Source organism: Maridesulfovibrio sp. (assembly GCF_965230075.1).
GTDB lineage: Bacteria > Desulfobacterota > Desulfovibrionia > Desulfovibrionales > Desulfovibrionaceae > Maridesulfovibrio.
In genome coordinates this window covers 3,452,648-3,472,915 of record NZ_OZ245945.1, presented here as the reverse complement: position 1 = coordinate 3,472,915, position 20,268 = coordinate 3,452,648, and the positions used below count along the sequence as shown (strand labels likewise).

Genomic DNA, 20,268 nt, shown 5'->3' with positions numbered 1-20,268 from the left:
CGCTTTTTAATTACCTTGTATGGTGGGTCCAGTATTCAACATCCGGGCTGAGGTGCAGCAGTCCGAACTCCTGTCCCAGTTCAATGAGCAGAACTGCGGCGAAGCAGACTATGAGCACCATGCCTGAATATTTCCGGATAGAGCCTTCCGGTGCGTATTTCCAGACAATGAATCCGGGCAGGATGCCGAAGATGATACATTCCCCGACTCCACCCACGAGGTTGATGGCAACCAGAAAAATATCCGGGTAAAGTAGGCCGACCAGCAGCGGGGGTATGAAGGACAGGCACCAGACAACAACTTTATTATCAATGCCGAAGTTGCTGGAGGTCAGATCGCGCATAAAGCTGAGCAGGGCCGTGCCGTTAGCCATGAAGGCGGTAGACATGGCTACCACTGCGAAGATCAGGGCGACATAGGTGAATACCGGGGTCTGGAGCAGCTGTTCCAACGGAATGGTTGCCGGATCATTTTTACCGAAAGCGGTGATCAGGTCGATGTGGGTTTCGGGATTTGACAGGGGCAGTGCACCGAGAACCACCAGCAGCCATGCAATGTTCATTACCATGCCGATAGTTGTGCCGCCGATGATGGCAGTACGGATTTTTTTGCGATCATGATCCAGCGTCCGGCAGATGCTGGGAATGATATTATGAAAATGAAAGGCCATGAGCAGTACCGGGAGTCCCGCAGGAATATAGGTCCAGTCTAAAGCTTCCAGATTTGCGGCGGAAACATCTGGGACAACCATGAAGACCAGCGCACCGAAAGTAATCCACATGACGGTGACCATGTACGGAGTGCATTTTTTCATCATTTTCATGCCGAAGGCAGTCATCCCGGTAACGAGAGCGAAATACAGGGTCATGACTACAGATTCTGGTAACGTGGATTGCAGGCTCATGATAATGGCCGATATGCCGCAGAGATAGGCAACAAGAACCCCGTACAGAATGATCAGGTTAGCGACAATGGTTACCCATTTCCCCGCATTGCCTAATTCATGGTGGAAAAATGTGGGCAGGTCAGCTTTTTCATTGGTGGTCAGGCTTTTCTGCTCCGAGTATATCAGGGCGGTGTAGGTCATGAGCACCCACATGAGCAGGGTGGCGGCAATGGAGGGATAAAAGCCCGCCGCACAAAGGTTGACAGGCAGGGCGAGGATTCCTGCGCCGAGCATGTTTCCCACAACCACGAACATCATGGACATGGCGGAAACTGATTTTTCCTGCGTCATTGGTCACTCCTGTTGCAAATCTGTTTGAAAAAAGGCCGCAGAGCATAAGCTGTGCGGCCTTTGGGATTTTATTTTTTAGTGCTTTCAACAAGGTTCAGCGGATGGGTATGAACCATGGCTTCAGGTGAAAGAGCCTTGTCTAAAGCTTCTTTGGACATGTATCCCTTCTCGATAACGATGTCGTATACCGACCCCCCTGATTTTAGGGCTTCATTGGCTACTTCGGTTGATTTTTCATAGCCGATGTAGGGGTTGAGCGCGGTGACCAGTCCGATGCTGTTTTCTACATATCCACGGCAGACATCCTCGTTGGCGGTGATGCCGGAGATGCAGCGGTCGGCCAAGGTGCGGAAGCCCCGACGCATGATGGTCAGGGAATTGAGCAGGCTGGCTCCGATGGCCGGTTCCATTACGTTCAATTCCAGCTGCCCGGCTTCAGCGGCCATGCTGACGGTGACGTCACTGCCGATAACAGTGAAGGCAATCTGGTTGACCACTTCCGGGATGATCGGATTGACCTTACCGGGCATGATGGAAGACCCCGGAGCCATACGCGGCAGGTTAATCTCATTGAGTCCGCAGCGCGGTCCGGAAGAAAGCAGGCGCAGGTCATTACAAATTTTGGAAATTTTCACAGCTACGCGTTTAAGTACACCGGAAAGCTGGACATAGGCTCCGGTGTCCTGAGTCGCTTCAACGAGATCCGGGGCCAGTTCAAGATCAAAACCGCTGATTTCTTTCAGCTTGGCGGTAACCAGTTCGGCGTACTTGGGCGGTGCGTTCAGGCCGGTGCCGATGGCGGTTCCGCCCATGTTGATCTCGCAGATCAGGGCTTTCGCTTCGCGTACACGTTCAATATCTTCACCGACCATGACCGCGTAGGAGGTGAATTCCTGACCGAGAGTCATGGGCACGGCGTCCTGAAGCTGGGTACGGCCCATTTTCAGGATATGAGAAAATTCCTTTCCTTTAGCGGCAAAATTTTTCTGGAGGTATTCCATGGACTCAATGAGCTGGTCCATCTTGGCGATCAGGGTCAGCCGCAAGCAGGTGGGGTATACGTCATTGGTGGACTGGGCCATGTTGACGTGAATATTGGGGTGCAGGTTGTCATATTCTCCGCGTTTGAAGCCGAGGTGTTCAAGGCCGATATTGGCTATGACTTCGTTGGCATTCATGTTGGTGGAGGTTCCGGCTCCACCCTGAATGATATCAACCACAAACTGCTCATGATGTTTGTCGGCCAGCAGTTCGTCGCAGGCAAAGACAATGGCTTTGGTCTTGTCATCATCCAGTTTGCCCAGTTCATTGTTGGTCAGGGCGGCGGCTTTTTTGATTTGAGCCAGTGAGTAGATTATGTGCGGGTAGTGGGAGATGGGGATTCCGGTAATGCGAAAGTTTTCGGATGCCCTCATGGTCTGTGCCCCGTAAAGGGCATCTTCAGGAACTTCCTTCTGGCCTATGCAGTCATGCTCATTACGAAATTTCATTTCTTTCTCCAAAGAATTGTATTGTGGTGTATTTCAGGGGAGAAAGTACCGTTGAAGAAAATACGGCACTGTATTGCCCCGTTAATTCCGTCTTATCATATCGGCATGCGGGGTCAATACAACTATTTGAAATCTTTATTCACACGGCTTGAAGGTGAAAATGTGCCTTTTTTGTGAAAAACAACGTTGGTCTAGAATGCGTAGCCGTTTTTGCCCTGACCTTTAGCTTTGTACATGGCTTCATCAGCAATGCGGATCAGCTTTTCTTTTTCCTCGCCATTATCCGGGAAAACACTGATCCCGATGCTTACCCCGATTCTGTATACTTTTTCACCTATGTAAAAAGGGGCGCGCATGGAGTCTATAATGCGCTGGGCTACAACTTCGATTTCTGTGTTGGTCCCTATATCTTGCAAAATAAAGATGAACTCATCGCCACCGATGCGGGAAAGGGTGTCGCTGGTGCGCAGACAGTCGCTGAACCTTCCGGCAACTTCTTTGAGCACAGTGTCCCCGGCCATATGTCCAAGTTCATCGTTGACTTGTTTGAAGTTGTCGAGGTCGGCATAAAGGATAGCAACTTTCATGCGGTTGCGGCTGGCATGGGAAAGGGCCAGTTTCAAGCGGTCATCAAAGAGTACCCGGTTCGGCAATCCGGTCAGGTTGTCGAACATGGCCAGACGGCGCATGGTCTCTTCGTGTTCCTTGCGTTCGGAAATATCCATGAGAAAGCCGTCCATGCGTATGATATTTCCATCTTCGTCTTTGACGGCCATGATGGTTTCACTGGCCCAGAATGTAGAGCCGTCTTTGCGTTTTTGGCGGGCTTCGAAGTTGTTTGTGTGGCCGAATTTATTGAGGATAGTCAGGAGCCGATCCCGTTCCTCGGGCTGGACATAACAGTCCCGGGCAATATCGGAAATCTCACTCAGAAATGCTTCCGGTGAATTGTATCCGTAGTATGCAGCCATCTGGCTGTTGGAACTGATGAATCTTCCTTCAGGAGTTGTTTGGAAGATTCCAAGCGGAGCGGTTGTAACCAGTGCGCTGTAATTTTCTTCTGCCTGTTTAAGGGCTTTTTCCTCGTTTTTGCGGTCAGTAATGTCGAGGATGAACCCGACCATGCTGTTTTCTTCAGGAAGGCTGGTTCCTTTTTCATAAACCCAGCGTTCACTGCCGTCACTGCGGATGATGCGGTATTCATGCTCAAAGGGTTTGTTCTGGCTGAGTGCTTTGCTGATGATATTCTTCAACCCGGTGCGGTCATCTGGGTGCACATGGTCGTAGTACATGCTCTTGCCGCCTTTGAGAAAATCATCAGGGTCAAATCCGGTTACTTTGCGTATCTTGGAACTGATGTAATGCATCTCAAAAGGCTGGGACATTTCACATTTGTAAATAATGCCTGGAGCGTTTCCGGCGATTGCCTCGAAAACATTGTCTTTGCTTTTCAGTTCCTTATTCTGGCGGAGCAGAAGTTGTTGGGACCTGTGATAGTAAAAGAAAAATATGACAGCGAAGAAGAGCAGTGAAAGAAATACAAGCATTGCTACCCGCACAGCCTGTATGGAAGCCATTGAGTTGGTGGCATCGGTTTCTGGGGCGGAGATGGCAACAACAAGCTTCATTTCTCCGAAGCGCACAGAGTGCCATGCGACCAGTTTGCGTTCCACGTGTTTATCTCGCTTTACAGTAAAGGAATACTCACCGGTTCCATATGGTTCGTGAAGCATGCGGGAGTCTATCTTAATCAGATCCTGATAACCTTTGTGCAGGGAGAATACATTTTGTCCGAGGATTTCGGTTTCCTGATCAAATATGACAGTTCCTGAACCGTCGATAATGTAACCTGAGCCGAATTTACCGATCTGCAGGGGACTGATGTACTTGTCAGTAAGTTTATCCAGATCAATAGCAATTGTGAGTATTCCCGAAAAATCATTACCGTTCCAGACAGGCATGAGCATCCCGGCTAAGTGGATTTTTTCATTAACTACGGGTTTCGGGGTAATGAACCCGGAACGCATGCCGGATACTGCGGAATAGTATTTTTCAGTCCATTCCCGTGCGATGCGATGCGCTTGTATCAATTTTGATGAATTAATTTCAGATGTGAGCTCTGCTCCATGTGCAGAGTTGAAGCTGATCAAGGTCAGAGAGGTCTGGTCTGTCTGTTTTATTTTGAATAATTTTTTTATTGATTCTGCGGAACGGTTCCCGGCAATGAAATCCACCAGAGAGTATTTTGACAGAGTAGAGGCAGATTCAACAATATTTCCAAGCTGATCTTCAAGCGCAGTTGCTACCAGTTTTGCCTGCAGGGCTTGTTGTTCATTGAAAAGCCTTTCCTGATCATGGATGGACATGGTGTCCAGTTTTACGCAAATGTAGCTGGCTACAGTCAGAATTATAATCAGGGGGATTATCAGCCTGAGCGGAATCCATTTCTTGAAAAAGTTGCTTTTCTTTGGTGCTAGAATCAATTTTTGCTCCGGCCCTGCTGTTCTGATTAGTTATTTGTTGTTGAAATTACTTTTAAGTTTTTGTTTAGCCCGTCTGCAACATATACTGCAATTCCGCTCCAGATAAAGGCGAAAGTAACCAGCCTTGCAGAGTTGAATGGCTCTTCATATACAAATACACCGAGCATTAGTGCCAGTGTGGGGGCGATGTATTGCATCATTCCCAATGTAACCAACCGCAGCCTGCGCGCTCCGTGGGCAAAAAATATAAGCGGCAAAGATGTGGCGGCACCTGCTCCCAGCAGCAGGAGATTATCCATTAAGCTGATTTTATATATACTTATTTCGCCTGAAAAAGCCAGCCACAGAAGATAAGCTGCAGATAAGGGAGCGAGCACTGCGGTCTCCACAAAGAGTCCCGGCAGGGATTCCACCTTCATTACCTTGCGAACCAGTCCGTAAAAGGCGAACGATACTGCCAGAGTCAATGCTATATAAGGAATGTGTCCGTAATCAATTATAGAATAGGCTACCCCGCAGGCAGCGAGGGCAATGGCGATAACCTGAAGACGGTTCAGTCTTTCTTTCATGAAGATGAAACCGAGCAGCGCATTCATCAGCGGAGTCATATAATAACCCATGCTGGTGTCCACCACATGGTCATGGTTGACTGCCCATATATAAATGAACCAGTTGGTACCGATGAGGCAACTGCTTATGGTCAGCAGAAGTTTTCCTTTTTTGTCCGCAAGGGCAGTCTTTACTTCTCGCCAGCGTTTTTTGCAGGAAAGTAAGATAGCTACAAAAAAAAGTGACCAGACAATTCTGTTGCAGAGAAGTTCAAGTGCGGGGACTTCTTCCAGTGCTTTCCAGTAAACGGGGAGCAGGCCCCAGAGGATAAATGCCGCCCCGGCATAGAAGAGTCCGTCGTGAGTGTCTTTGTTCATTTTCACGGTCCATTAATAATTTATTGAGGCGGGAAAGATATTCCAATCCCCGTGCGGTTGCAACAAACATTATAGTTACAGCTGAACGGAGAGCTGGATTAAATACTGATGTCGATGCAAAGTATGGGTGATTTGGGTGTGTCGTACCTTTTTGTGGAAACAGTGACGCAATTGTTGCCTGAAGCAAGCGAAATGTATGGCGCTGTGGTAATTAGAGGCTTAGAGCAGCTTTTGTCTAAGCCTCTAATTAAAAGGGCTAAAATTAAGCAGGAGGGTTAATTTTTTGCTTGTCTATTTTAACCCCATTGCAGATATAACATCATCTGAAATATCTTCCGATAATTTGGACTTGAATTTTAATTCCAGTTCATCGGTTTCTTCTTTCGATATTTCGGGGTGATATGATTCTTGAAGATCAATGGCATGCTTGATAAATGCTTTACGGTCCGACGGGGCATACCTGATTAAGTCATCGTACATCGCTGAGTCTTCGCTAGGCGGTGGTGGAAAGCCTGCGTGCTTGCACCAATCGGCGAAACTCATTTCTCGTCCATGGAATTTGCTCCCCCATGAAGCTCCAAATACACCTGTCCATGCGACGGTGATTTCATAGCCCCGTATTGGGGGATCAGCATGCCCCAGTGTGACTGCCCTATTCGGCCAGACTGCTGAATAAAGCAAGCGGTTGGATATTTGATGGCAAAATCCGTTGCGGTTTATTTTGCCGCTAGCGTTAATGCCCGCTGTTCCTTGGCCCCATTCACTGCCACTGCCATAAATTCGTTTTTCCGGGTCAATAACGTTACTTCCGGTAGCCATCCGGATGAGATCGTTGGGACGCCCTCGTACAGTTAATGTTCCCATGGTGACAGGCACTTTATGTCCAGCTTCGTCTCCATGTCCCCCAGCGCAATCAAAAAAGTACTCGACGTTGTTAGGGTATTGTGTTTCAGACCATGGCTTTTTCATGATGCCTAAGAACGTGTGTTCTCCTACCCACTCGTATCCTCCTGCGGCATTTCTGCCTAACTGAATTTCCCAGAGTTCATTACCAGGCTGTGACACATAGTCGGTAGAACCTTTTAGGGTTCCGTCGTTTTTGGTTATGGATTGATCTTGTGAAGATTTGTTTATGAATGGCCAATAACCTACAAGGTGTTGGTTGTCTTGTGGAATACATAAGTCCATGTAATATTTTATTTCTTTTCTGGTTCTGGCTATGTTCCAAAGGCGAGCCTCAGATATCGTTCCCTGAAAAAAACGATAGGGTTGTTGTTGTTGCTGTACTGAACCTATTAATAAAGGGATATTACTGCTAACGGTTAAAGGTGGTTCCTTAGACTTGGCGATTTCTCCCCCCAAAGGCTGTCCGTCTAGAAAAACTTGCATGTCACTGCCCTTGCGGACTCCGGCGATATGATGCCAGCGTCCGTCAAATACGTTGGTAGATGGAGAGTTGAGTAGGCAATAGCCAGCTCCGTTGTCCGTGACCAAAGAAATAACTCCATCTGGATTGACCTGAAATATAAAGCCAGGTTTTCCCTCTGTACTCTTGCGTCCAAAAAGTGGGCCTTGCTTGCTTGGTTTTACCCACGCCTCGCAGGAAAAATCCCCTTGACCGAAATTGTAAGCTGCATGGTTAGCGCACTCTACGTAACCACCCGTCAGATTAATCCCTTCGTCAAGAATCGGAGTAGGTTCGAAACCAATCAATTTTGAAATTTGACGCCCTGCATCAGAAAGAGAGTCGGGGGTCGTCAGTAGTTTGATTTGGCCGGACATTTCTGCGATGCCTAAACCTGCTAAAGTAGCTAGCCCTGCGGCGGTTAATGAAAGAGGTACAGCGGCAGGTGCAAGTAAAGCGGCTATTCCGATTCCAGCGATGGCGGTTCCGATTATCAATCCCACGTCAGCGAATGACCACCCCATAGCAGCCGCCAAAGCCCGGTTACGGCTGTTGAGAACTATCTGGGAACTGGGGTGTGGATATATTGGGTCCAAGGCGTTCTTTATGGTTTGGACTACGTTTATAGTCGGGGTGGTCCCTACGGTTAGGGTAAAGGGTACGTTTTGCTGCGCGGTCACACTGATTACCCAGATTCCGGGAGTTGGATTTTTGATCATAAATTGCCAAACAGATGCTCCATTCATATACACGAACTGATCGTCCCCATTATTCTGGTCTGTCAATGGAGTTCCATCCGGTTTTGTTATTTTGAGGATCGCACCTGTTGGGAAAGACAATTCATCTTTGTTTTTGTCTATAATTCCTCCATAAATAAAGGGGGTGTTGGCTGGAACATCCAACTCCTGGAGTCGTGTTACACTTTCATTCGAAGCCCGTGCAACGAACTGGTAATCGGATACGTAGTTGTTATCGATTCCACAAAATGAAAAATGATTGTCAGCTTCTGCCCATGTGCAATGGAACACCGGTACGAATGTAATCTGTCCTTCGGCTGTAGCTATATTGTGATGGGTGGATTCATCTGTCAGGTCGTTGTTCATAGCCCAATAGCCGACCAACCCAGGTTCGGTGCCTTGCACTAAATTGAACATAGTGGGGATGATTTCATCTTGAGTTAACGCTCTGTTCCATAGGATAACATCCTCAATAATACCTGTGAATTGCCGATGAGGTTCCTGTTTTTGGTCACAGCCACCGATGACTATACGTCGATTATTAGAAATATTTAAGGGGGAGGCCAAACTGCCTTTGGCAGTGCTTTTGATTGGTTTACCGTCAAAAAATATTGTGATTATACCTTTTTTGCGCACCGCTGCCACATGATGCCAAAGACCATCTAATGCTTGTGTTTTTTCAGAGTTCACCTCATAGAAGCCGAAGCCGTTGTCCGTAGCCATTTTGATTATGCCGTCTGGTTTGATAACCAACAGCCACCCCGCGCAGGCTTCTGAGCCTCCTTCGGTTGATTTTCGGCTTAGTAAAGTACCCGGTTGCTCAGTCTGAAATAACGCTCCAATAGTAAAGTCCCCTTTCCCAAACGAATAAGCTGTATTGCTGGGGATTACTACCTTGGCTCCAGATCTTATTTGCACACCATAATCTGCTTCCATTGTCTTTTCCTCTGTTGGTATGTTTATGTGTGCTTTTTATTATAATCATATTGCTATTATTTAGTAAATGACCTTTCTGGGTTTGCTGCTTCTTTTAAAAGAACATGGGATGAAATCAGCTCTATTTATCGGCATGAAAAGGGCTTAAGTGCTGATGTCTATGCAGAGGATGGGTGATTTGGGTGTGTCGTACATTTTTGTGGAAACAGTGACGCAATTGTTGCCTGAAGCAAGCGAAATGTATGGATCAGTGGTGTGCCACTGGTTGCCTGTTTTTATGGTCAGGTAATATTCTTTCAGTGAATGGTCTGCCCCCACAGGGGCAGGCTGATAGATGAGACGCCTGTTTTCTTTAAGCTTGTAAGGGTTGCAGATTGTTTCTGAAACCTGAATTCCGTTGGTGTCCAGAATGTAGGCGCACTCAATATTTGTGTTTTCCGTGATGAATGCTGAAAGAGCAGAGTCGGTTGTTCCGGGAGTGCCGTCCATAAGGGCTTCACGTAATTTACCGGCCATCCTTTTATAGCTGTTCTCCATTATTTTCTGGCGGTTTAATTTCTCCAGAACATGGGTTTTAAAGCGTGAGGCCAGAAATTTTACCGGAGTCATGTCTGTATTGATGGCTACTGCTGCCGGAGCCGGTTTGCTGAAGAAAAATCCTTGAAAAACATCAATTCCAAGACTCATCAGGGTCAGGGCTTCCTCAATAGTTTCAATTCCCTCGGCTAATGGTAGGCAGCCCGTCCTTTCAGCGAGGCAGATCAGGGAGCGGGTTACTTCCATGTTGTGAAATTTTCTATTGATATCAGCAATGAGAGAACGATCGATTTTAATTATATCCGGTTTGAGGGAGGGGATGCGATCAAGATTGGAATGACCGGTCCCAACATCATCAAGGGCGATGAGAAATCCGCATTCGCGGGAATTTTCTACAAAAGATGAGAGGGCTGCGTCGTTTCCGGCTTTGGATTCAATTATCTCGAGAACGACATTCCCGGCCGGGATGGAACACTCTTCAACCATTTTTCCGGTCAGGCCGTAGTTGAAAGTCTTTTCGTTGATGATAGCTGCATCAATGTTCACAGAAAGAAGCAGTGAACGGTCGGTTTTTGAGATGGGTGCAAAAGTTTCAAAGGCTTTTTTCCGGCAGGCCCGGTCCAGCCGGGTTAGGGTTTCAAGGTCCTCGCACATGTTGAAAAGTGTGAACGGCGGAATATTTTCCCCGGTACGGGGATTGATGGCCCGGGTCAGGGCCTCGAAACCGAGCAGGCCCTTGCGGTTCATGGAGATAAGCGGCTGCAGTACTGTGGTCAAACCGTCGTTTTCAATAAGTTCGGAAATGGAAAAATCAGGGGTAGTATTCATAGTAGCAGTCGCTTTGTTTTCTCAAAAAGCGGCCGAAAGGGTGGGAAGTCCCTTTCGGCCGGTGGGGTCCGATGGAGGTGGGCATCGGACCGGGCCGGGTTTAACTGCCGATGATAAACCCGGCCTGCTGTACACTAATTGGGGTTAGAGTGATATATGCCTAAGTTTTGTGTGGTTAGAGTGATTCTTCACCTGTTCTGATCCTGATGGTCCGGTTCAGGTCCTGCACGAAGATGACGCCGTCACCTTCTTTGCCTGTCTGTGCACCGGTCTTGATGGCTTCCAGTGCTCCTTCGAGTTTTTCTTCATCCAGACCGATCTCGATACGGATTTTTTTGAGCAGGTTAACTTCCATTACTACCCCGCGGTATGTTTCGGTGAATCCCGCCCCCCGGCCGGAACCGAGGATGTTGGTTACCGACATGGAGTAGATGCCTTTGGCGTAGAGGGCCTGCTTTACCGGGGTAAGGCATTCGGGCCTGATATATGTGATGATGAGTTTCATTGTATTATTCCTCTCTGTGTGATGGTTGGACTATTCGTTGGAGAAGATCTGGAAACCGTTGTAGGACTCCATGCCGTGTTCTGCGATGTCGAGGCCCTTCATTTCTTCTTCAGCAGAAACCCTGATACCCATTACAGCCTTGGCGATGGTGAAGGCGAGGTAGCCCATACCGAATGCCCAGACGAAGCAGACTGCGACACCGATGATCTGGGTGGTGAGAATTCCGATTCCGCCGCCGTAGAAGAGGCCGCCTGTGCCGTCGTTGAGGGCAGGAGCGGTGAACAGGCCGCAGGCCAGAGTTCCCCAGGCACCGCATACACCGTGAACGGAAACAGCACCTACCGGGTCGTCGATTTTGAGCACTTTATCAATGAATTCGATGGAGAGTACTACCAGCACACCTGCGATGAGGCCGATGATAAGGGATGCTGCGGGAGTTACAGTTGCACAGGGAGCAGTGATGCCAACCAGTCCTGCCAGCGCGCCGTTACAGGTCATGGAGATATCAGGCTTGCCGAATCTGAACCATGAGGTGAACATTGCACCGAGAGTACCCGCACAGGCGGAGAGACTTGTGGTTACAGCGATGAGACCGATGGAGCCGTCAGCAGTGGTGGTGGAACCGGGGTTGAATCCGAACCAGCCGAACCAGAGGATGAATACACCGAGAGCCGCCAGGGGAATGTTGTGGCCGGGGATAGCTTTTGCTTTGCCGTCCGCAGTGTATTTGCCGATACGGGGGCCGAGGACCATGGCGCCTGCCAGTGCGATCCAACCACCTACGGAGTGAACTACGGTAGAGCCTGCGAAGTCCATGAATCCCATGCCTTCAAGCCAGCCTGCGCCTGCATCGCCGAGCCAGAGGGAGCCCCATGCCCAGTGTCCTGATATAGGATAGATAAGCCCGGTCACAATGGCGGTTACGAGTATATAGCTGCTGAACTTAGTACGTTCTGCAATACCACCGGATACGATAGTTGCTGCGGTGGCTGCGAATACAGACTGGAAGAACCAGAAAGTAATGGTCCACTGTGAGTCCGGATCGGTGAGTCCGGTTCCGGAGAGACCGAAGCCGGATGAGCCTACAAAACCGCCTGCATCAAGGCCGAACATGAGTCCGAAGCCGAATAGGAAGAAGATGACCGAACCGGCGGAAAAGTCGAGAAAGTTTTTCATCAGGATGTTGCCGGCGCTCTTTGCGCGGGTGAATCCTGCCTCGACACATGCGAAGCCTGCCTGCATGAAAAATACGAGGATCGCCGCGAGAAGGGTCCAGAGAATGTTACCGTGGGTCTGGGACATGGCTTCTTCAGCTGCGAATGCCGCGGAAGGTGCTGCCAGGAGCATGAGAGTTGCGAGGGCCGGAATTTTGCGGCCTACCATTGAACGTTTAATAGTCATACAGTCCTCCTTAGGGATGTTGATTGCTTCAAGGATGTTTTTCTTAAAGCAGGGACTGTGCCAAAAATATAAATACTTGAAATAAAAGGTTTTTTTAAAGATAGCTCAAAAATGTCGATTACAAAAATGTATTTTTGTACTTTTTTGTCGTGTTCGAAGTGGGGGTAAATTACAAAAAGGTAAACAATTTAAAATGTGACACTCCGTAACATAAGAAAAATTAACAAACAGCGTTTATTATATTAATGATGGTAAAAAAATAAATAAAGTTGTTGACAATTTTTTCAGGACCCGGTTAAGTAATCCTCATGCAGACTTTCAACACCCTAGGCACTGGCCTCTCTTACTTTTTTTACTTTTTTTATTTTTGGTGCACCCACGCTTGTGGTCGGGTGGAGGTTTGCTTGTACAAAAAGTAAAAAGAGAAACATAGCAAACGACCTCTACGAAAGGGCCGCAGGCGAAGAATCGCCGGCGGCCCTTTTTTTTTGCACGGGTCGCCGAAAAGGGAAGCGGATCTTGGAGAATCTAGAGGCAAACTTCAGGAGAAATTAAAATGCAGATTGGTAAAAGCGTAAGAATGGAGCGGATAGTAAACCGCAATACAGGCCGGACCATTGTTGTTCCCATGGACCATGGTATCAGCGTTGGGCCGCTCAAGGGACTTCGTTCCATGCGCAGGGCGGTTAACGATATGGTCAGGGGCGGAGCCAATGCCGTGCTGATGCACAAAGGTCTGGTCCGTTGCTCCCACCGTGAAGAAGGCGGCGACGTCGGCCTTATCGTTCACCTTTCCGCTTCCACTTGTCTTTCCCCTCTACCCAATAAAAAAACTCTCGTCGGTACTGTTGAAGACGCACTTCGTCTGGGCGCGGATGCCGTTTCCGTGCACGTGAACCTCGGTGATGAAGCTGAAGCGCAGATGCTTTCCGGTCTCGGCGAAGTTGCTTCCGCTGCCACCAGCTGGGGCGTTCCGGTTCTGGCTATGGTTTACGCCCGCGGCCCCAAAATCAAAGATGAATTCGATCCCGAAGTTGTTGCCCACTGCGCCCGCGCTGGTGAAGAACTCGGTGCCGACATCGTAAAAGTACCCTACACAGGAGACATTGAAACTTTCAAAAACGTGGTCGAAGGCTGTTGTATCCCGGTCGTTATCGCTGGCGGTCCCAAGCTCGATTCCACCCGCGACTTCCTGCAGATGGTTGCTGATTCCATCGAAGCTGGCGGTGCCGGACTCTCTGTTGGCCGCAATGTCTTCCAGCATGAAAACCGCGTTAAACTGGTAGAAGCCCTGCACATGATTGTTCACGAAGATGAAACTGTAGATAACGCTCTCGCGCACATTGGCGAATAAGTCAGGAACAGGAAAATGAAAAAGATTATATTCAAAGCGATCCCCTTCGACAAAAAGTTACTCAGCCTTGCTTTGGAGTCCGGTGTCGATGCGATCCTCACTTCCCCGGAAGACAAGGAAACCGTTGAATCTCTCGGCCGGGTAACTGTCATCACTCCCGAAGACATGCCCTGTGTTGCTATCAACGAAAAGGCTGATGAGGCTGTTGCGGTTAATCTTGACAAAAAAGGCAAAGACGTCTGTCTTGCCGCAGGCTGGGAGATTATCCCGGTTGAAAACCTGCTCGCCCAAATTGATGCCCTCGCCCTTGAAGCCGAGTCCCTTGACCGGGCAAGGCTGGCTGCATCCGTCATGGAGCGCGGTGCCGATTCAATCGTGGTTACTCCCGAAGGTGCTGCCGATCTCAAGCAGATCGTGGCCGAACTGAAACTCTCGCAGGGTAAAATGGAACTCCAGAAAGCTACCGTTACCAAAATCGAATCCGCCGGACTTGCTCATCGGGTCTGCGTCGATACCACTTCCAAGCTCAAGAAAGGACAGGGCATCCTGACCGGAAATTCTTCCGCCTTCACCTTTCTCGTGCATGCTGAAACCGAATCCAACCCGTACGTTGCCGCGCGTCCCTTCAGAGTGAACGCCGGAGCTGTTCATGCCTACGCCCTCCTGCCCGGTGACAAGACTACTTATCTCGAAGAACTTCGTTCCGGTTCCGAGGTGCTGGTTGTGGATAAGAGCGGTGAGACTTCCGTAGCCGTTGTCGGACGCAGCAAGCTTGAAGTTCGTCCCATGCTGCTTATCACCGCCGAGGTCCAGACCCCCGAAGGTCCGGTTTCCGGCAAGGTTTTCCTCCAGAATGCTGAGACCATCAGAGTCGTTAGCGGTGACGGTGAACCTGTAAGTGTGGTAACATTGAAAGAAGGCGACGAAGTTCTTTGCCGTATTGATGAAGCGGGCCGCCACTTCGGCATGCGCATCAAAGAAGAAATTTCAGAGGATTAATAATAAAATGTCACAGTCCAGCAAAAAAAATCTTGGCGACCTGCGGGTGGAAATCGATTCCCTCGACAGTGAAATTCTTGAGCTTCTCAACAAGCGTGCCGCTGCTTCTCTTGCAGTTGGAGCTATCAAGGCCGGATCATCTGACCAGATTTTCAAGCCTTTCCGGGAGCAGGAAGTCCTGCGCGGTCTCATCGAGCGTAATCCCGGAACTCTCCCCCCTGAGCACCTTGAAGCAATTTATCGCGAAATTATTTCTTCTTCCCGCAGGCTGCAAAGGCCTGAGCGTGTGGTCTATCTAGGCCCCGAAGGGACATTTTCATATTTTGCCGGACTACAGCACATGGGACGTCAGGCTGACCTGCTCCCTAAAAATAATTTTGAAGATATTTTTGTGGCCGTTTCCAAGGGCGAAGCCGACTTAGGCATCATCCCCCTTGAAAATTCGCTCAAGGGAACGGTCGGGCAGAACGTTGATCTGTTCATGCGCTACCCGGTTTTCATTCAGGCCGAGCTGTATCATCGTATCAGCCACGGACTCATGACCAAGGGTGCCGACATCAGCGAGATCAAAACGGTCTACTCACACTCCAAGGCACTCGAGCAATGCACTGGATGGCTTCGGGCCAATATGCCCGGTGCAGAGCTCGTGTCTGTGGAATCCACTGCCAAGGCCGCCCAGATGGTTGCCGAAAGTGACAAACCGGTAGCCGCAGTGGGGCATGTAAAGCTGGCAAATCTTTTCGGTCTGCATGTTACAGCCGAAGCCATTGAAGATCTGCCGGACAACTGGACCCGCTTCCTGATTATCGGTCCTAAGCCCGGTCAGGAGGGCAAGCGCGATAAGACTTCACTTCTCTTTACCACCCCGGATCGTCCCGGCGCGCTGGTAGAAGTCCTCAACGAGCTTTCCGGTCATGACATCAACATGACCAAGCTTGAATCGCGCCCCGCCCTTGGCGAGAAGTGGAAGTACATGTTTTTCGTCGACCTGCAAGGTGATCTCGGGGCCGATGAGCACGCATCGCTCATCGAAGATCTCAAAGCCCGCTGCCTGACTTTTAAAATACTCGGCAGTTACCCCGCTGGTTCTCAAGACGGCAGTAAAATTTAAATATAAATTTCTAAAGACTGGAAATAGTCAGGATATACAAAAATGACTTCTGAAAACGTAATCGTAATTAAGGCTCCTTCGTCCAAGTCTCTTTCGCATAGAGCACTCATCGCCGGGGCATTGTCTGACGGCAATACTGTTGTTCTTGATCCTCTGGACAGCAACGACATCAACCGGACCATGGATTGCCTGACCACCATGGGCGCGCAGTTCAATATTGATGGGACTGCAACAACCGTGACCGGTATGGACGGCGGTCCCAAGGGCGGAGCCAAGGAACCTGCGGTTCTGGAAATGCGTGACTCGGGCACCACCTGCCGTTTGATCACAGCTCTGGCTGGTGCAGGTAAAGGTCTTTTTCGGGTGCAGGGTACTCCGCGCATGCATGACCGTCCCATCGGGGCTTTGACCAGCGCGCTGGAATCTCAGGGTACCAAGGTTACTTTTTCCGATAAGCAGGGTTACCCTCCGGTGACTCTTGAAGCTTCCGGTTTTAAAGGTAAGGAAATGGATATTTCCCTCGAGGAATCCAGCCAGTACCTTTCCGGCCTGCTGCTCGGCGCACCGCTGGCAGATGAAGCCACCATCATCAATATTATTGGTGAGAAAGCGGTCTCATGGCCTTACGTTGCCCTGACCCTCAATGTAATGGAAGATTTCAGAGTAAAGTTTGAAGTTCAGCTTAAAGAAAATGGTGTATGGACCAAGACCGACTGGAGGAAAGTTGAGAAGGTTGTTCCCGGCGAAATCCGTTTCGTTGTAGAGCCTTCCAAGTTTGAGCGTGACGAATACCGCGTGGAAGGTGACTGGTCCAATGCTTCCTACTTTCTCGCTGCCGGGGCTGTAGGTGACAATCCTGTGAAGATTGAAGGAATGAACGTAAATTCCCTTCAAGGCGACAAGGCAATCATGTACATCCTTCAGTCCATGGGCGCCAAGATCGAAAGTGACGATCACAGCGTGACAGTCTACCCCTCCAAGCTGCACGGCGTGGAAGTGGACATGGGCAAATGCCCGGATCTGGTGCCTACCGTGGCTGTTGTTGCCGCTTTTGCGGACAGCCCGACCACCATCACCAATGTGGCCCACCTGCGCATCAAGGAATGCGACCGCCTCGAAGCAAGTGCTGCCGAGGTCATGCGTGCCGGCGGTAAAGCTGAGATTACTGATGATTCCATCACCATTATCCCGGCACCGCTCAAGAAGGGTGAGCGTATTGTTTTCACCACCTATGATGATCACCGCTTAGCCATGTGTACCGCGATTTTCGCCATGGCAGGCATCGAATCAATTCCCGAAGAACCTGGCTGTGTAGCCAAATCTTTCCCCGGTTTCTGGGATGAATGGGAAAAAGTTAAAAAAGGAAACGGTTGTTAGTCATGGAGTGCGAGTTTGAAAAAATACATAGCGTAGCCATCATCGGGTCTCGGGGCCAGATGGGGGGCTTCCTCGCGCTCACTGCCGAACGGGCCGGACTGATGGTCTACCGTTTCGATACTCCTTTGGACGAGGAAAAGATGGCTCGCCGTCTGCCGGATACTGATCTGGTGATCCTGTGTATTCCGGTAACAGTCATGGATGAAGTGCTGCCCATCGTGATTCCGCATCTGAAAGAAGGCGCGATTCTTTCCGATGTCGGTTCGGTCAAAGGCCGTCCGGTGCAGCAGATGCTCCGCGCTTATGACGGACCTGTGGTCGGAACTCACCCGCTGTTCGGGCCGGTGATTCCCACTGATTTTGAACCTACCGTGGCCCTTGTTGCCGAGCGTGAAGAAGATCGTTCCGCCATGCTGGCAGTGAAAGACTTTTTTGAACGCCTCAACTTCGGGGCTTTTGAATCCTCCGTTGAAGAGCACGATAAAGCCATGGCTATGATTCAGGCCTTGAACTTCAGTTCCACAATTGCATTTCTGGCCTGTTCCCGGGAAATTCCCAATATCAAAAAATTCGTAACCCCGTCTTTCAAGCGCAGACTCGAATCCGCGCGTAAGATGGTTACTCAGGACAGCGATCTATTCGGGACTATTACTGATGCCAACCAGTACAGTCAGGAAGCTACTCGTCTGTTCCGTTCTTTTCTTTCCCTAGCAGCAGCAGGTGATATGGACCTGCTTGCAGACCGTGCTTCTTGGTGGTGGCGTGACAACAATACCTAGGGAGAAGTGCATCTAAAAAAGGTGATTAGCCGCATTCTCCCTGAGGATGCGGCTTTTTTTATATTAAAAATTGGTGTGAGTAGTTACAGTAGAACTTATTAATACTTACGGTGGCGAAGCCTTACTAAAAGGTTTTGGGATTCTTACCCCCTTTTGCAAAAGGGGGTAAGCCGCCGGAGGCAAATGGAGCTGATATGAAAATTGAACTTACCCAGTACGGCAAATGGTTGCCTGCTGATACGCAGACCCCGATCAGCCTATATCTGGGCTTGGTGGGTGATGCGCCGGGGATTCTATTGGAAAGTGCCGAGGTTGACGGACGACTTGGACGTTACAGCCTTATCGCTTGGGATTTCAGACTCAAGCTTTCGCCTGTGCGCGGCAAGTTGTCCGTTGAATGTGCTGATTCAAGGCTTGCCGGACTGGCTACATATTCGGGCATGGACTTTCTTGATGGTATGCGCGCGGTCATGAAGGCCCTGCACCTGAAAGCTCAGCCGGAAGTGGGCGAACTGCCTGCCTTGACCCGTGGCCTTTACGGTACATTGGGTTATGGAATCGCCGGAATGCTGGAGCCGAAACTCAAAGACAAGTTGCCCGCAGACGATGCCGAGGTCCGCTTGGCCCTGCCCGGACGGGTAGTTCTTTTCGATCACCTCAAGCACAGTTGTTGTTTCCTTTCTCTTGATAAGGACGATGCTCCGGATTTTACACCGCCTGTTTTCGGTGCCGAGTGTGAACCGACCAAGGTTGGTGATCCGGTGGCTGTCCCGGGTAAGGAAAAATACATGGAAGGGGTCAATAAGGTTAAAGAACTCATTGCCGAGGGCGAGTGTATTCAGGTGGTTCTTTCCACCCGTTTTTCCGCTCCTTTCAGCGGTGATTCTTTTGATCTTTACCGCCGCTTACGTCAGGCCAACCCTTCACCATTCATGTTTTACATGAAGTTCAGTCGTGAAGAAATTTTGCTTGGCTCCTCCCCGGAACTGATGGCCCGTTGTGACAAAGGCAGGCTGGAAGTTCGGCCCATCGCCGGAACCCGCCCACGCGGTAAGGATGTTGCCGGGGATCGCAAGTTTGCCGAAGAGTTACTCGCCGACCCCAAGGAAATCGCCGAACATGTCATGCTGGTTGACCTCGGGCGTAACGACCTTGGACGCATTGCCAAGCCCGGTTCGGTTACTGTGGAGAAGTTTAAGCAGATCGAATACTTCAGCCACGTCATGCATATCACTTCCTATGTGGAAGCCGATCTTCGTGATGACCACGATGCCATTGATGTGCTGCAGGCCACCTTTCCGGCAGGGACTCTTTCCGGCGCTCCGAAAATCCGGGCCATGGAAATCATTTCCGAGATCGAGGATGTTCCGCGCGGGCCTTACGGCGGCTGCATCGGTTTTATCGGTCTGGATAAGGATTCCGTGAACCTTGATACCGGAATTACTATTCGTTCCATGTGGATTCGCGACGGCAAGTGCCATTGGCAGGCCGGGGCCGGAATCGTCTATGATTCCGATCCTGAAATGGAATGGAAGGAATGCAACAACAAGGCACGGGTTCTCAAGGAAATTCTGCAGTCGGAGGGCGGTGATGTTTTTACTCGTAGATAATTTTGATTCATTTACCTTCAATCTGGTGCAGGCTTTCCAGCAGCTGGGTGCCGATCCGCTGGTGCTGCGCAACGACCGTGAGGAAATACTTGAGCTGGCCGAGTCCGGCAAACTGGAACGGGTCTGCCTTTCCCCCGGACCGAGCAACCCGGAAAACGCAGGGCTGTCCCTTGAATTTCTTTCCCGGTTGCCTAAGGAAATTCCGGTTCTCGGAGTTTGCCTCGGTCACCAGACCCTCGGTCATTTCGCAGGCGCTTCGGTAGTTCGCGCCGGACGTATCATGCACGGCAAGACTTCCGATGTGCACCACAAGAATGAGGGCATCTTCACTGGGCTGGACAATCCTTTCAATGTCTGCCGTTACCATTCGCTGGTGGTCAACGTGGATGAAGCTCCGGATAAATTGGAGCTGACCGCATGGACTGATCAGGATGAGGTTATGGGGCTTAGATATAAGGACCGCCCGTGGACCGGACTCCAGTTCCACCCGGAATCAATTTTGACCCCGGATGGACCGAAGCTTTTGAAGAACTTCTTGGACGGAAATATTTAG

15 protein-coding genes are annotated in these 20,268 nt (G+C 49.8%); 7 read left to right on the top strand and 8 right to left on the bottom strand.

The genetic code is table 11. The features are described from left to right. Nucleotides 1-10: 10 nt before the first annotated feature. The 8 genes from ACO05Z_RS15710 to ACO05Z_RS15675 form a co-directional block, all read right to left on the bottom strand. A complete protein-coding gene (locus ACO05Z_RS15710) occupies nt 11-1,237 on the bottom strand; it encodes an aromatic amino acid transport family protein (RefSeq protein WP_421903133.1) in 1,227 nt (408 codons plus the stop codon). 68 nt (nt 1,238-1,305) lie between these two features. Next, nucleotides 1,306-2,727, bottom strand: coding sequence for an aspartate ammonia-lyase (aspA, locus tag ACO05Z_RS15705; protein ID WP_421903132.1), 1,422 nt, complete (start codon nt 2,725-2,727; stop codon nt 1,306-1,308). A gap of 191 nt (nt 2,728-2,918) precedes the next feature. Next, nucleotides 2,919-5,210 carry a diguanylate cyclase domain-containing protein gene (locus ACO05Z_RS15700; RefSeq protein ID WP_421903131.1) on the bottom strand — a complete coding sequence of 764 codons (2,292 nt, stop codon included), beginning with the start codon at nt 5,208-5,210 and terminating at the stop codon, nt 2,919-2,921. Between the two features lie 26 nt (nt 5,211-5,236). Further along, the gene (rarD, locus tag ACO05Z_RS15695) at nt 5,237-6,136 is read right to left on the bottom strand and encodes an EamA family transporter RarD (protein ID WP_421903130.1); all 900 of its coding nucleotides are present in this window, start codon (nt 6,134-6,136) and stop codon (nt 5,237-5,239) included. Between the two features lie 291 nt (nt 6,137-6,427). Next, nucleotides 6,428-9,214 (bottom strand): LamG domain-containing protein, encoded by a 2,787-nt coding sequence (locus tag ACO05Z_RS15690; RefSeq protein WP_421903129.1) that lies wholly within the window; start codon nt 9,212-9,214, stop codon nt 6,428-6,430. A 144-nt stretch (nt 9,215-9,358) separates the two neighbouring features. After that, entirely contained in the window at nt 9,359-10,579 is a 1,221-nt protein-coding gene (locus ACO05Z_RS15685; protein ID WP_421903128.1) for an EAL domain-containing protein, read from the bottom strand. A 175-nt stretch (nt 10,580-10,754) separates the two neighbouring features. Beyond that, a complete protein-coding gene (locus tag ACO05Z_RS15680) occupies nt 10,755-11,084 on the bottom strand; it encodes a P-II family nitrogen regulator (RefSeq protein WP_421903127.1) in 330 nt (109 codons plus the stop codon). A 30-nt stretch (nt 11,085-11,114) separates the two neighbouring features. Continuing rightward, complete coding sequence (locus tag ACO05Z_RS15675) at nt 11,115-12,485, bottom strand: ammonium transporter (protein ID WP_421903126.1); 1,371 nt, start codon at nt 12,483-12,485, stop codon at nt 11,115-11,117. 556 nt (nt 12,486-13,041) lie between these two features. Between ACO05Z_RS15675 and ACO05Z_RS15670 the strand changes: the two genes are divergently transcribed. From ACO05Z_RS15670 to ACO05Z_RS15640, 7 genes are all read left to right on the top strand, one after another. Then, nucleotides 13,042-13,839 carry a 2-amino-3,7-dideoxy-D-threo-hept-6-ulosonate synthase gene (locus ACO05Z_RS15670; protein ID WP_421903125.1) on the top strand — a complete coding sequence of 266 codons (798 nt, stop codon included), beginning with the start codon at nt 13,042-13,044 and terminating at the stop codon, nt 13,837-13,839. 15 nt (nt 13,840-13,854) lie between these two features. Further along, nucleotides 13,855-14,838 carry a 3-dehydroquinate synthase II family protein gene (locus ACO05Z_RS15665; protein WP_421903124.1) on the top strand — a complete coding sequence of 328 codons (984 nt, stop codon included), beginning with the start codon at nt 13,855-13,857 and terminating at the stop codon, nt 14,836-14,838. Nucleotides 14,839-14,845: 7 nt separating this feature from the next. Next, complete coding sequence (gene pheA, locus ACO05Z_RS15660; protein WP_421903123.1) at nt 14,846-15,949, top strand: prephenate dehydratase; 1,104 nt, start codon at nt 14,846-14,848, stop codon at nt 15,947-15,949. Between the two features lie 42 nt (nt 15,950-15,991). Further along, nucleotides 15,992-17,326 (top strand): 3-phosphoshikimate 1-carboxyvinyltransferase, encoded by a 1,335-nt coding sequence (aroA, locus tag ACO05Z_RS15655; protein ID WP_421903122.1) that lies wholly within the window; start codon nt 15,992-15,994, stop codon nt 17,324-17,326. Between the two features lie 2 nt (nt 17,327-17,328). Continuing rightward, on the top strand, nt 17,329-18,105 hold the full coding sequence (locus tag ACO05Z_RS15650; protein WP_421903121.1) for a prephenate dehydrogenase/arogenate dehydrogenase family protein: 777 nt from the start codon (nt 17,329-17,331) through the stop codon (nt 18,103-18,105). A 194-nt stretch (nt 18,106-18,299) separates the two neighbouring features. After that, a complete protein-coding gene (locus tag ACO05Z_RS15645; RefSeq protein WP_421903120.1) occupies nt 18,300-19,715 on the top strand; it encodes an anthranilate synthase component I family protein in 1,416 nt (471 codons plus the stop codon). Further along, nucleotides 19,696-20,268, top strand: a complete 573-nt coding sequence (locus ACO05Z_RS15640; RefSeq protein ID WP_421903119.1) for an anthranilate synthase component II — start codon at nt 19,696-19,698, stop codon at nt 20,266-20,268. Before ACO05Z_RS15645 ends, ACO05Z_RS15640 begins: the two co-directional genes overlap by 20 nt.

Bases quoted from the DNA above. Each gene is read 5' to 3' on its own strand.
- ACO05Z_RS15710 (WP_421903133.1), bottom strand. From the start codon at position 1,237: ATGACGCAGGAAAAATCAGTTTCCGCCATGTCCATGATGTTCGTGGTT.
- aspA (WP_421903132.1), bottom strand. From the start codon at position 2,727: ATGAAATTTCGTAATGAGCATGACTGCATAGGCCAGAAGGAAGTTCCT.
- rarD (WP_421903130.1), bottom strand. From the start codon at position 6,136: ATGAACAAAGACACTCACGACGGACTCTTCTATGCCGGGGCGGCATTT.
- ACO05Z_RS15690 (WP_421903129.1), bottom strand. From the start codon at position 9,214: ATGGAAGCAGATTATGGTGTGCAAATAAGATCTGGAGCCAAGGTAGTA.
- ACO05Z_RS15685 (WP_421903128.1), bottom strand. From the start codon at position 10,579: ATGAATACTACCCCTGATTTTTCCATTTCCGAACTTATTGAAAACGAC.
- ACO05Z_RS15680 (WP_421903127.1), bottom strand. From the start codon at position 11,084: ATGAAACTCATCATCACATATATCAGGCCCGAATGCCTTACCCCGGTA.
- ACO05Z_RS15675 (WP_421903126.1), bottom strand. From the start codon at position 12,485: ATGACTATTAAACGTTCAATGGTAGGCCGCAAAATTCCGGCCCTCGCA.
- ACO05Z_RS15670 (WP_421903125.1), top strand. From the start codon at position 13,042: ATGCAGATTGGTAAAAGCGTAAGAATGGAGCGGATAGTAAACCGCAAT.
- ACO05Z_RS15665 (WP_421903124.1), top strand. From the start codon at position 13,855: ATGAAAAAGATTATATTCAAAGCGATCCCCTTCGACAAAAAGTTACTC.
- pheA (WP_421903123.1), top strand. From the start codon at position 14,846: ATGTCACAGTCCAGCAAAAAAAATCTTGGCGACCTGCGGGTGGAAATC.
- aroA (WP_421903122.1), top strand. From the start codon at position 15,992: ATGACTTCTGAAAACGTAATCGTAATTAAGGCTCCTTCGTCCAAGTCT.
- ACO05Z_RS15650 (WP_421903121.1), top strand. From the start codon at position 17,329: ATGGAGTGCGAGTTTGAAAAAATACATAGCGTAGCCATCATCGGGTCT.
- ACO05Z_RS15645 (WP_421903120.1), top strand. From the start codon at position 18,300: ATGAAAATTGAACTTACCCAGTACGGCAAATGGTTGCCTGCTGATACG.
- ACO05Z_RS15640 (WP_421903119.1), top strand. From the start codon at position 19,696: ATGTTTTTACTCGTAGATAATTTTGATTCATTTACCTTCAATCTGGTG.